This is a genomic window from Persicitalea sp., from assembly GCF_041751555.1.
In the GTDB taxonomy this organism is placed as follows: domain Bacteria; phylum Bacteroidota; class Bacteroidia; order Cytophagales; family Spirosomataceae; genus Persicitalea.
Genome location: NZ_JBGSXF010000182.1, coordinates 1 through 11,545, shown reverse-complemented (window position 1 = coordinate 11,545; position 11,545 = coordinate 1). Strand labels below are relative to the sequence as shown.

The window sequence follows — 11,545 nt, the reverse complement described above, 5'->3', positions numbered from 1 at the left end:
CCTTTGATCCCAAAATCCAGCGTTCGAATCGGGAACGGAATCATAATATCATTGGCGTCGAAGGCTTCCTTGATGTGCATGATGGCCTCGTGGCGGCCCTGCAGGAAGGTCGGCTGCGCGGTGTCCTGCATCCAGATGCGGATACTGAAATTGATGGAGCTATCGCCGAATTCATTGTAAAAGAGCGTGATTTCCTCGTCTCGCGCCCGGACACTCACTTTTGCGGCGGCAGCCAGAGCGATGTCTTTCACCTTTTGCAAATTATCTCCGTAGGAAACGCCAACCGATAAATCCAGGCGGCGCTTGTTCAAGACACTGAAATTCTCGATTTTATTCTGGAAAACGTCCTTGTTGGGAATGATGATGCGCTGTCCTTGGAAGGAGCGAATCATGGTATCGCGAAGGCTGATCTTCTCCACCACGCCCATCTGGTCGTTAGTTTTCACAATGTCGCCCACTTCCAGGGGTCGGCGGAACGATAGGAAAATACCCGACATGAAGTTGGCCGCAATATCCTGAAAAGCAAAAGCCAGCGCTAAACCCAAAATGCCTGCGCCCGCCAGGATAGACGTGACCGCTTTATCGAGATTCAGCACGCTGAGCACCACGAAAAACACCACGCCTACCGCCACGGCATAGACTACGGAAGAAAACAGACTGTTAATCGTCTCAATGTGCGAAACCTTACGAATAAGTTTCAGCGCGACCTTGCGGATAAGCTTGGCAATGTACAAGCCCAGCACCAGAATGACGGCCGCCAGCACGATGTTGGGCAGCAGCCGGATGAATTCCTTGACCCAGAGGGTCAGTTTATTGGTCAATAAGTCAACTGCTTGATTGATATCGAGATTCATGGAGGGTGAAGCAATTTTTTAAGTGAAGTCTAATTCCAAACGCGACGCTCCGCCGAATGTTTTGGCCAAAAGGCGCATACGAAGAAAGGGAAAGCCGTAGCTTTCCCTTTGTATCCTACGCCACTAACTTAAAATGGCAGGTCATCGTCAGAGCCGCCACTAGGTGCGAAGGCCGGGTTGGGTGGAGGGCCAAAGTCGCCGGGGGCGTTGTTGGGCGTCGCAGGCTGCGCACTACCCGCTACGCCTTTCTCCACTTTCCAGGCTTTCAGGTCGGTGTACCAGCGTTGGTTGTATTCGCGGCTTTCGGCGTCGATGGACGCGGTCACCACGTCGCCCTCAGTTAGGGCAAACTGGTCGATTTTGTCGCCCCACATCATGATGCAGACTTTCTTGGGGTACTGGCCCTCGGTTTCGAGAATGAATTCTTGCTTGCGCCACGCGCCTTTGCCACTTGTCCCGTTTATTTCGGGCAAAATCGAGACTACGGTTCCTGATATTTCCATGAATATGATTTTTTACAAAACTTTGAATTGATACCTTGCCAAAAGTAAAAGATTTGCCCCGCATATCAAAAAAAGTGTTATCCTGGGGATTGTTGTCGATCTGTGTAAGTGTGTAATCGTTGAACTGTTGATCGACTGACGCGGGATGCTCAGTACCTGAGCGGCGCTGGCTTAGTAAGTTAAATTATATGAAAACCAACATTATCTCAAGCCAATTAGCCAGCTTATGTTTTTTATGGCTGTTGGTAAGCTGTGCTACTGCGTCGAAGAATTCGGATGCCCGGAAATCCGTACCGAAACAAATGGACTTGTTTTTGTTAATTGGCCAGTCCAATATGGCCGGGCGCGGACCGCTGGATACCGCGCCAAAGGATGCGAATCCCGATATTTGGGTGATAAATGCTGAAAACGAATGGGTCGTGGCCAAAGACCCGTTGCACTTCGACAAGCCCGGTATCGTGGGTGTGGGGCCGGGACTGGCCTTCGCCGAGCGTTGGCTGGAACTGAATCCGAAAGCCAAAATCGGTCTGATTCCCTGCGCCGTCGGCGGAAGCGGTATCGACGACTGGCAGCCGGGTCAAAAACACGCCCAAACGGGCATTTACTCCTACGACGCCATGCTGCAACGGGTGCGCGTCGCGCAGGGAAAGGGCCGGATCAAAGCCATTCTCTGGCATCAGGGCGAGTCGGACAGCAATCCTGTACGCAATAAGGTTTACGAGGAAAAACTCGATGAGTTTTTTACCCGACTACGCCGTGACCTCGGTGCGCCCGACACGCCCATTATTCTGGGGACGCTGGGCGATTTTATCGTCAATAAAAATCCAAACGCTTTACCAATCAATCAAATCATAACCAACTTTCCCCAAAACCACCCGAATGTGTACGCGGTGTCGTCGTCGGGTCTGAGCCACAAGGGCGACACGACGCACTTCGACACGCCCTCGGCGCGGGAATTGGGCAAACGCTACGCTGACAAACTATGGGAAATACCGAAAAAATAACTTTTCTGGGCATCGACCACCCCGCCGTGGCGGCGGACGATGTAGAAAAACTCGCCGACTGGTACTGCGACTTCCTGGGCTACGAAAAACAATTTTGCGACTGGAATGCTCGACCACCTAAACCCGTCTGGATTCTGAAAGCGCCCGACGGTACTCTGTTGGAAATCATGCCCAAAGACGACACCCTTCGCCAAACGCGCACTACCTGGACGCCCGGCTGGTCGCACGTGGCGTTTCGGGTGTCGAATCTGGAAGAGGCCGTGGCCATTCTCGACAGAAAAGGCATCGAGTGGAGCAGCGAAATCATCGACGCTATCGGCGGCGGCAAGGTTCGCACGGCGCGGGATGGGGAGGGGAATATGATTCAGTTTTTGGAACGTTGAAATGCTCAAACCTAAAACTACATACAGTGTATTGCCGAAATCGCTCGAACGACTCGATTTTCTGGGTTTGTTCGAGAAAGATCCGTTCGGCAATCTACTGATTGTCCGGCGGCTGGCGATTATGATCATTGGATGGTCTACCTACTACCGCTATACGGCGGTAAATAAGATCCGAATCAAAGGCACCGAACACCTGCTTGACCTGCCCGATCACGGGGTACTTTTTCTGTCCAATCATCAGACCTACTTCGCCGATGTCATCGCCTTCTACCACACTTTTTGCGCCGTAAAATGGGGCTATAAGGACACCATTTCGCCACCTTTTTACCTTTTTTCGCCGCGCGTGCGCAACTACTACGTGGCAGCTTCCGAAACCATGCAGGAAGGCGGCATCCTACCCCGGCTGTTCAGCATCGGCGGGGCCATCACGGTGGAGCGGTCGTGGCGAGCGCAGGGCGAAAACGTCAAGCGCAGTCTAGACAACAGCGCCCAGGACAAAATCGGCATGGGACTTGACCACGGCTGGGTCGTCAGCTTCCCACAGGGTACTACCAAACCTTATGCGCCCGTCCGGAAGGGAACGGCTCACCTTATCAAGGAACACCAGCCCATCGTGATTCCCGTGGTCATCAATGGCTTCCGCCGGGCTTTCGACAAGAAGGGGCTGCGCTTCAAAAAGCGAAATACAAAACTCACCGTGCATTTCAAGCCACCCATGCACTTCCTTCCCGACGAGTCGGTCGAAAGCATGGTAGCCCGCATTACGACGGCCATCGAGCAGGACATTCCGACGGAGAAGATGAGTTGGCTGGGAGAGGAATAAGATCGCAAGTTGATTTTCGTCAGAATTGCCTGGATAGGCTAGTCCTTTTGATCGTTCCATGCAAATTTAATATTGAATGTTAAATTTGCATGGAATCGCTGTTTAACCTCTCTCAATCCGCTGATTTATAACGCAAAATCTCCCACATCATCCAGCCAAAAACTACCAGGTACTCCACTGCCACGAGCCACAAATTCTCCTGAAACGGCATTTGCCCGTACGCTACGTAGGTCAGCGGCAGCACCACCGACCATACGACCGGAAACCGGAAGCGCGTCAAAGTACCTAATGCGACGAGCGGCACGACGTACCACGGATGCACCGTGGTAGCGCAGAGCAGGTAAACCGTAAGTACCCAAAGCCAGCGTTCAGGGAGGTTGATTTTGAGTTTTTCAGACCAGGAAAAAAACAAAATAAGCGAGACGGATACCAGTGCCAGCAGAGGTCCGATGGTCGCGATGGGATTGTAACCCATGACCCAAGTACCCAATTCCCGCAGCAGGTAGTACAGGCTGGCGTTGAACTCGAAGCTACGGAAGTAGAGGTCGAGGCTGGTGGAGAAATTTTCGATAATCGCTTTATCCAGAAAAAACAGGAATGGCAGCCCGAAAACTACGCCCGCCGTCAGTAAGTACTTCAGACTTTTCTTCCAATCGTTCCTGTCCAGCAAAGCCGGAATAAAAATGAGCGGCAGCAGCTTCACGCCCGCCGCCAGGGCGAGGAAGGTGGCCGAGGAAGTTTGTTTCTGTTTTAAATAAAAAAACAGCCCCGCGAGCAGGAAGCAAATCGTCAGTCCTTCGTAATGCAAATTACCCGTCAATTCCACGATCACCAGCGGGTTGAGGGCGTATAGAAGAACGCCTCGTCGTGTGGCGGCTTCGTCTTTCCCCAACAACTTTAAGATTTGATACAAAAGCCAGATGGTCGCGATTTCGCCCAGAAAGATGGGTAGTCTGAGCCAGAAAACTGTTGCGATTTCGGAAGTACCCAACGTGGCCGCCACCGCGAACCAGCCTTGCAGCAGTGGCGGATAGACGGTGTAGTAGTCGGGAGAGTTGAGTTTTTGGAAAAGTACTTCCGTCAGTCCGGCTTGGGTAGTGATGCCGGAGGCTAAGATTTCTTTGGGCAAATACAGAAAAGGATTGTAGCCCTGGGCCAGAAGCCGCCCGTCCCAGATAAAGCGATAGACGTCGTCGGAGAGCAGGGGCAGATGCAGCATTCCGAGCAAGCGGAAAACTACCGCCGCGCCAAGCAAAATTTTAAACTGGAAGGTAGTTTGGTAGTGAATGGCAATTCCGTAGAGCAGAAACAACGTGCCCCACAACCCCAGCAAAGCGACGGTGTCGGTGCGGGCGGTTTGGAATAAAAAAAAGTACCCCACTGCCGATACGACAATTCCGCCGCCCCACAAAAGCCACCGCCTCATGGCTTCGCCAGCGAATGCCGCACCGACCAGTAGGCGATGAAACCGAAGCCCAGCACCAGCACGGTATGGAAGGCCAGCGCGCTGTAATTGTGCGTGACCAGGCCCAAAACGATTCCTCCTAGAAAGTAGAAAACCAAACCCCACTCCACCCAGGTGAGCGGCGGAATTTTGCGGGCCAGGTAAGCATTGGCCTGCCAGCGGTCGCCACGTTGATTGACGTTGAACTTGGGCGTGCGGATGAAAGGGGTTTTGTGGCCCAAGTACCCTTCGATAACCGCCACGGCATTGTGCAGCGACAGCCCGAGCATGATTCCCAGGAAAGTAGGAAAAGTGACGACGAACTGCCAGAAAGTACCTCCCTTGCGGTGAAAGGCCGTCCAGTAGAAGACGCCCATAATAACCAGGCTCAACTGGAAGAACGTCAGCCAGCCCCAGCCCAGCCGCAGCGCCAGCATCGGCACGCTCAGCAGAGCAGTCAGTAGGGTAGCAATGAAGATGGAGCTGTTGAGCAAATGAAACGTCGCGTACCACTTGGTGGCGAAGGACAGGTCAGGCGCACGCCAGACATTGCCCAGATTTTTGCGGGCGCATTCGGCGGCACCTTTGGTCCAGCGGTACTGCTGCGACTTCACGGCGGGAACGGTCACGGGTAGTTCGGCGGGCGATACCAGCCCTTCGAGATACACAAACCGCCAGCCGCGTTGCTGGGCGCGGTAGCTGAGGTCGAGGTCTTCGGTGAGCGTATCGGCCGACCAGCCGCCCGCGTCGGTGATGGTACTTTTGCGCCACACGCCCGCCGTACCGTTGAAATTGATGAAATGCCCGCCCGCGTTGCGCCCCACCTGCTCGACGGTGAAGTGTGCGTCCAGCCCGAAGTCCTGCATTCGGGTGATGAGTGAATAGTCCTCGTTGAGATGTCCCCATCGCGACTGCACCACGCCTACGCCCGGATCGGAAAAGTGCGGGATAGATTTTTTCAAATACTCCGGTTTCGGCACAAAATCGGCGTCGAAAATGGCGATGAACTCGCCTCGCGCAATCGTCAGCCCGTGCGCCAGCGCCCCTGCCTTGAAGCCCGTGCGGTCGGAGCGGCGGATATGTTTTATATTAAACCCCTGCGCTGCGTACTCCGCCACACGGTGCGCGATGATGTCAATGGTATCGTCAGTTGAATCATCCAAGAGCTGAATTTCCAGCAATTCCTGCGGATAATCAAAAGCTACCACCGCCGCCATCAACCGCTCGATCACGTACCGTTCATTATACACTGGCAACTGCACCGTCACCACGGGCCATACGTTGGGTTCTGGCATCACTACCGATATATCCTCAGGCCACTTTGTGCCTCTGTGCCTCTGTGCCTCTGTGCCTTTTTTCCAGTACGCAAATACCAATCCCACCTGCGATAAACTGTACGCGAAGATGAACAGGATAGCCAGCAGAAAAGGAATAAGAACCAGATATTGAAGGAAAGTCAAGGAAGAAATAAGGATATTTTTGGAGATCAGATTACCCCAAAATTAGTCAAAAAACGAGCCGGAATATGATTTGTTAAGCTACGTACAAAGCTACTTTGAAGTTGCCTGCTCTGAAACAACAACCAATACGAACAAAATTCGTCTGCGGTTTTCCCCTACCGATATTTAAAAATCCAGCTTAAAATCTTGTACCCCGCCAGCACCGTCCCCTTCAACGTTCCCGACACCTTGGAATGCCCGATGCGCTTGCGGTAGGTGACGGGTACTTCGCCTACGGCCATTCCCATTTTGGCGGCTTTGAGCTGCATTTCCACCGTCCAGCCGTAGGTAGTATCCACCATTTTCATGGCAAGTAGTTTGTCAAAACGGATGGCGCGGAACGGGCCGAGATCGGTATAAACTACCCCGTAAAAACGTTCGATGAGATTCGTCGCCAGCCAGTTGCCAAACACCTGCTGCGGCGTCATAGCTCCCGCTTCGCGCTCGCCCAAAGCGCGTGAGCCGATGACCATGTCGAGGTTGTTTTCTAATAAATAATCCACAATTTTGGTCAGTTCCCCGGGATAGTCGGAGTAGTCGGCGTCCACAAAAACCAGAATTTCCGGCGGATTGGGTTTGTTTTCGAGGTAGTCGATCCCTTTCAGGCAGGCGTAACCGTAGCCCTGCCGTGGCTCGTCCAGCACGGTGGCCCCGGCGGCCTGAGCGTTTTGGCGCGTGTCGTCGCGTGAATTGTTGTTGACCACCACCACCTCTCGCACCGACTCCGGCAGGTCGCGTACAACGTTGCCCACCGAATTTTCTTCGTTGAAGGCAGGGATGACGACGTCGATTAGAGTTTTATGCAAGATGGCTTCGGCTACGCTCAGCCTGACAAGAGCCTGAACTTTTTCAGATTAGTCAAGTAAGAAACCGAAATTGGTTATCTTTCAAGACTGCAAAAGTAGCGAAATAAGGAGCTTTTTACTCTCTCATTCTATCATTCACTCATTCAAAATTGATTTTCCATGAAAATCTCCTTCATCGGGGCCGGAAACGTGGCCTGGCACTTGTCGCAGGCCTTCGAAACCGCCGGACACATCATTTGCGAAGTATATAGCCGCGACCCGCAGCACGCTCGCCAACTGACCTCCGTCCTGTACGACGCGGCCATTCAGCCCGACCTGAATTTTTCGGAAAGCGTTGCCGATCTGATTATAATCGCTGCCTCCGACGACGCCCTGGAAAGCATTATGGAGCGTGTCGTGCTACCCGAAGGGGTTATTTTGGCCAATGCCTCCGGTAGCCGCTCGCTGGCGGATTTGCAGCATTTAGTCGAGGTTCACAGCGACGTCCGCGTGCAAACGGGAGTACTTTATCCCCTGCAAACCTTTACCAAGGAGGTCAGTCTGGACTACACCGAAATTCCTTTTTGCATCGAAGCCACCGACGAGGTGACGGAGGAAGCCCTGGTCGAACTGGCGCAGACGGTTAGCCAAAATGTGCAGATCGGCGACTCGGAGGAGCGGCGCACTCTCCACATCGCGGCGGTGTTTGCCTGCAATTTCACCAACCATCTGTTCTCTATCGCCCATGATTTGCTGGCGCACGAGCAGTTGTCTTTTGATTTACTGAAACCCCTCATCCGCGAAACTACCCACAAAGCCCTGCAAACTACCGACCCGGCGACCGTGCAAACTGGTCCCGCCCGCCGCGCCGACTGGGCCATGACCGCCCGGCATTTGGAATATTTACAGGAAATAAATCCTGAGTGGACGGCCATTTATCGGATTATGACGGAGGATATCCGCGAGCGGCATTTTGGGGAGAGTTGAGGAGTCGTGAGCAGTGCGCCGTAGTGATTATGAATTTCTTTTGCTCGCAACTTCCGTGGGACGGTTCTTGGCTGGCTGGGTAGTTGCCTGGGGCTTTGATTGGACGATGATTTCCAGAAGTTTTGCGGTGTCGGCCAGGCTGCGGACCAAACTGGTCAGGTTCATTTCGGGCGTGATTTTGTGGCGCACAAATGGTGCACCTTCCCGCGTCAACTCTTGAAACCATGCCCCGCTTTCGGAGTCTGGAAAGTTTTTCCAGATGTAGTTGTGCGCCTTCTCAAAAGTTTCCAGGAAAATGGGCCGAGCCGACAGCAGATGCGCTTTCAGCAGAGCAGGCAGGGCTTCCAGATGTACCCACGCCAATTTGTGGCACCAGCGGGCGTCCAGCGGCGGCTGACTTTTGATGTCCATTTGGTGAAAAAAGCCATCACGCGCTTCGTCCCAGGCCGCCCGGATGGTCAGCTCCGTCAAGTCGAGCATTTGGTTGAGCAGCTTGCGGTTGCGGGTACGGTCGGCGATGTCCATCATGAAGTTGGCTACCTCGAACACGCGGCCCGGCACCAGCGTCCGTCCGGCGGGACAATCCCAGAAATGGCCTTCGGGCGTGACGTTTTCAAGTAGAATGTCGGTACGCTTGTCGTAGAAATCGCTGGTCATTTCCTCCACGTAGCGATCCAACGTCTTGTTGTACCATTTTGGGTCGGCGTACTTTTGCACTTCCAGCAGCGCGTGGCCGATCAGGGCGAATTCTTCCAGGCTTTTGAAAGCCCTGCCCACCGATAGAGCGCCGCCCGACGGAGCGCCGCCCGACGGAACGCCGCCCGGATTTTCTTTTTGTTTTTTCAAAAGTGAATCCCGCTTGCGCAGCAGCTTGGCGAGCGTTTTTTGCGCGTCTTCGGCGTGAGCATCTTCGCCCGTCGCCTGGGTAAGTTGTCCCAGCGCCAGGGCGGCGTACAACGCCGGAAAATGATCGGTCGATTTGGTGAGTGGCGTACCCCGGCGGTCGAGTTGCTGGTACCAGTTGCCCTTATCGTCGCGGCCTTTTTCCAATAGAAAACGCGCCGTTTGCTGCGCCCTTTGCAGCCACTCAGAATTAGGGCCGAGGTAGTTATGAGCAAAAGCAAAAGCCCACACCGCCTGCGCCTGCAACGCCACGGGCTTGTCGGTAGAAATCACCTCGCCCTCTTCGTCCAAAGCCTCGAACACGCCGCCATATTGTGGATCGAACGCGTACCGCTCCCAGTACGGCAGCAGGTTCTGCGTCAGTTCGTGGCGGTATTGCTCGGCGAGTTTTTTGATGTCCATGCCAACAAAGTCCGGGGCCGGATTGAAGGTTTGAAAGTAGGGGAAAACCAAAAATAGCGTTAATTTCGGGCTGAACCCAAACCCGCCTCCCATGAATCCACCGCTCACCGACCGCCTGCTGCGCATTAAAACCTTTATTTTCGACATTGACGGCGTCCTGACCGACGGCCGCGTGCTGGCTCTCGAAAGCGGCGAGCAGCCGCGCTCGTTCCACGTCCGTGATGGCTACGGAATCAACCGCGCCCTGCTCATGGGCTACCGGGTCGCGATTATCTCGGCCCAAAACCAGGTCGGCGTGCGCAAGCGGCTGGAATACCTGGGCGTGAAGGACATCTTTATCGGCTCATCGCCCGATGGCAAGCGGACGATTTACGAGAAGTACGTAGCTGACCAAAACCTGAACGAAGAAGAAATCGTCTTCATGGGTGACGACATCCCCGACCTCGAAGTGATGCAGCGTCCCGCCGTGCTGGGCGCCTGTCCCGCCGACGCCGTAGACGAAATCCTGGCCACCGCCGACTACGTCTCGCCCATCGACGGCGGATTCGGCGCGGTCCGCGACCTGATCGAGCAAATTATGAAAGCGCAGGGGAAGTGGATGGCGTGGGCAAACACTTGATACTATTTATACTATGAAAATTCTCCACACCGCCGATTGGCACATTGGCAAAAAACTGGATCACTACCCGCGCCTGGACGAGCAGAAGCTTGTACTGGACGAAATCTGTCAGGTCGCCGACCGCGAAGAAGTCGATTGCGTCGTCATCGCGGGCGACTTGTTCGATAATTTCAGCCCGTCGTCCGAGGCGACGGAGCTGCTGTACAGTACTTTGCACTGCCTTTCGGCCAACGGACGGCGGGCGATCATCGCTATTGCGGGCAACCACGACTCGCCCGAGCGCATCGAAGTACCCGACGCGATGGCGCGGGCCTGCGGCATTATTTTCGTCGGCTTTCCCAACGCCGAGGTCAAGCCATTCCGCACGCAGGCGGGTGTAGAGGTAGTGAAGGTGGATAAGGGTTTTGTAGAAATCAAACTACCCAAAGTCGATTTCCCGCTGCGCCTGCTGCTGACGCCCTACGCCAACGAGCAGCGGCTCAAAACCTTCCTGGGCCTGGAAGATACCGAGGAAGCGTTGCGGCTGCACCTCCAAACCCACTGGCAGCAACTCGCCGATCAATACCTCGACGACACGGGTTTCAACCTACTCGTGACGCACCTCTACATGATGCGCAAGGGCGGCGAGATGCCCGACGAACCCGACGACGAGCGCCCCATCCTGAACCTCGGCGGAGCGCAGGCCGTCTTTTCCGAAAATATTCCCGCCCAAATCCACTATACTGCCCTCGGCCACCTGCATCGCTACCAGGTCGTGGACAAAGTACCTTGCCCGGTGGTGTATTCCAGTAGTCCGCTGGGGTACAGTTTCTCAGAATCCAATCAGACCAAGTACGTCGTGCTGCTCGAAGCCGAAGCCGGGAAGCTCGTCAGCTACCGACCCATCGAACTGAAAGAAGGCAAGAAACTACACCGGGGCAAGTTCGAGAATGTGGACGAAGCGCTCTCGTGGCTGGAAGAACACCGCGACGACCTCGTGCAAATCACGATGGTGACCGAAACCTACCTCGAATCGGCCGACAAGAAACGCCTTATGGATGCCCACCCGGCCCTGATGGCGATCATTCCCGAAATTCGTACCAAAGAAGCCAAGGCCGAAGCCGCCGAGCGCCTGCGTCTCGACCCCGAAAAGCTCAGCATCGAGGAGCTTTTTGTCGATTATTTCAAGAACAGCAAACTCGGCGCGGGGCAAACGCCGGGTGACTCGCTGCTGGATTTGTTTCGGGAGGTGCGGGCGCTGGATGAGGCGGAGGAATAGTGGAAGCACAAAGCGGCAGAGGTACAGAGTACTTACTGATAGGCAAATGAGTAGATTACTCGCTCCCGCAGCCCTGAAAAG

General features: G+C 54.4%; 12 protein-coding genes. 6 read left to right on the top strand and 6 right to left on the bottom strand.

The annotated features are described in order from the left end of the window. Together ACEW8P_RS06410 and ACEW8P_RS06405 are read right to left on the bottom strand one after the other, a co-directional pair. A partial coding sequence (locus ACEW8P_RS06410; RefSeq protein ID WP_373512271.1) for a mechanosensitive ion channel family protein occupies positions 1-854 on the bottom strand: 854 nt, incomplete at its 3' end. Positions 855-982: 128 nt separating this feature from the next. Beyond that, a complete protein-coding gene (locus ACEW8P_RS06405) occupies positions 983-1,357 on the bottom strand; it encodes a DUF3127 domain-containing protein (RefSeq protein WP_373512270.1) in 375 nt (124 codons plus the stop codon). A 302-nt stretch (positions 1,358-1,659) separates the two neighbouring features. Here ACEW8P_RS06405 and ACEW8P_RS06400 point away from each other — a divergent pair, with 302 nt between their 5' ends. From ACEW8P_RS06400 to ACEW8P_RS06390, 3 genes are read left to right on the top strand one after another with little or no spacing between them, the layout of a single operon-like run. Continuing rightward, positions 1,660-2,361 carry a sialate O-acetylesterase gene (locus tag ACEW8P_RS06400; protein ID WP_373512269.1) on the top strand — a complete coding sequence of 234 codons (702 nt, stop codon included), beginning with the start codon at positions 1,660-1,662 and terminating at the stop codon, positions 2,359-2,361. After that, positions 2,340-2,744 carry a VOC family protein gene (locus ACEW8P_RS06395; protein WP_373512268.1) on the top strand — a complete coding sequence of 135 codons (405 nt, stop codon included), beginning with the start codon at positions 2,340-2,342 and terminating at the stop codon, positions 2,742-2,744. The genes ACEW8P_RS06400 and ACEW8P_RS06395 overlap by 22 nt, the downstream gene beginning before the upstream one ends. A gap of 1 nt (position 2,745) precedes the next feature. Beyond that, positions 2,746-3,567, top strand: a complete 822-nt coding sequence (locus ACEW8P_RS06390) for a lysophospholipid acyltransferase family protein (RefSeq protein WP_373512267.1) — start codon at positions 2,746-2,748, stop codon at positions 3,565-3,567. A 112-nt stretch (positions 3,568-3,679) separates the two neighbouring features. On the opposite strand, the gene ACEW8P_RS06385 is transcribed toward ACEW8P_RS06390, so the two are convergent. The 3 genes from ACEW8P_RS06385 to ACEW8P_RS06375 all read right to left on the bottom strand — a co-directional run bounded on the left by ACEW8P_RS06385 (position 3,680) and on the right by ACEW8P_RS06375 (position 7,316). Then, the gene (locus ACEW8P_RS06385) at positions 3,680-4,993 is read right to left on the bottom strand and encodes a glycosyltransferase family 87 protein (protein WP_373512266.1); all 1,314 of its coding nucleotides are present in this window, start codon (positions 4,991-4,993) and stop codon (positions 3,680-3,682) included. Next, positions 4,990-6,471 carry a glycosyltransferase family 2 protein gene (locus ACEW8P_RS06380; protein WP_373512265.1) on the bottom strand — a complete coding sequence of 494 codons (1,482 nt, stop codon included), beginning with the start codon at positions 6,469-6,471 and terminating at the stop codon, positions 4,990-4,992. Before ACEW8P_RS06380 ends, ACEW8P_RS06385 begins: the two co-directional genes overlap by 4 nt. A 155-nt stretch (positions 6,472-6,626) precedes the next feature. Next, positions 6,627-7,316 carry a glycosyltransferase family 2 protein gene (locus ACEW8P_RS06375; protein ID WP_373512264.1) on the bottom strand — a complete coding sequence of 230 codons (690 nt, stop codon included), beginning with the start codon at positions 7,314-7,316 and terminating at the stop codon, positions 6,627-6,629. A gap of 159 nt (positions 7,317-7,475) precedes the next feature. Here ACEW8P_RS06375 and ACEW8P_RS06370 point away from each other — a divergent pair, with 159 nt between their 5' ends. After that, a complete protein-coding gene (locus tag ACEW8P_RS06370) occupies positions 7,476-8,282 on the top strand; it encodes a Rossmann-like and DUF2520 domain-containing protein (protein ID WP_373512263.1) in 807 nt (268 codons plus the stop codon). 27 nt (positions 8,283-8,309) lie between these two features. Here the strand turns inward: ACEW8P_RS06370 and ACEW8P_RS06365 are convergent, their stop codons facing one another. Then, the gene (locus ACEW8P_RS06365; protein WP_373512262.1) at positions 8,310-9,638 is read right to left on the bottom strand and encodes an AGE family epimerase/isomerase; all 1,329 of its coding nucleotides are present in this window, start codon (positions 9,636-9,638) and stop codon (positions 8,310-8,312) included. A gap of 40 nt (positions 9,639-9,678) precedes the next feature. Between ACEW8P_RS06365 and ACEW8P_RS06360 the strand changes: the two genes are divergently transcribed. Beyond that, positions 9,679-10,206, top strand: a complete 528-nt coding sequence (locus ACEW8P_RS06360) for a KdsC family phosphatase (RefSeq protein ID WP_373512261.1) — start codon at positions 9,679-9,681, stop codon at positions 10,204-10,206. Between the two features lie 13 nt (positions 10,207-10,219). Beyond that, positions 10,220-11,464, top strand: a complete 1,245-nt coding sequence (locus tag ACEW8P_RS06355) for an exonuclease SbcCD subunit D (protein WP_373512260.1) — start codon at positions 10,220-10,222, stop codon at positions 11,462-11,464. Positions 11,465-11,545: the final 81 nt, after the last annotated feature.

Coding starts and splice junctions, on each gene's coding strand:
- ACEW8P_RS06395 (WP_373512268.1), top strand. CDS start 2,340: ATGGGAAATACCGAAAAAATAACTTTTCTGGGCATCGACCACCCCGCC.
- ACEW8P_RS06355 (WP_373512260.1), top strand. CDS start 10,220: ATGAAAATTCTCCACACCGCCGATTGGCACATTGGCAAAAAACTGGAT.
- ACEW8P_RS06360 (WP_373512261.1), top strand. CDS start 9,679: ATGAATCCACCGCTCACCGACCGCCTGCTGCGCATTAAAACCTTTATT.
- ACEW8P_RS06405 (WP_373512270.1), bottom strand. CDS start 1,357: ATGGAAATATCAGGAACCGTAGTCTCGATTTTGCCCGAAATAAACGGG.
- ACEW8P_RS06385 (WP_373512266.1), bottom strand. CDS start 4,993: ATGAGGCGGTGGCTTTTGTGGGGCGGCGGAATTGTCGTATCGGCAGTG.
- ACEW8P_RS06390 (WP_373512267.1), top strand. CDS start 2,746: ATGCTCAAACCTAAAACTACATACAGTGTATTGCCGAAATCGCTCGAA.
- ACEW8P_RS06370 (WP_373512263.1), top strand. CDS start 7,476: ATGAAAATCTCCTTCATCGGGGCCGGAAACGTGGCCTGGCACTTGTCG.
- ACEW8P_RS06400 (WP_373512269.1), top strand. CDS start 1,660: ATGGACTTGTTTTTGTTAATTGGCCAGTCCAATATGGCCGGGCGCGGA.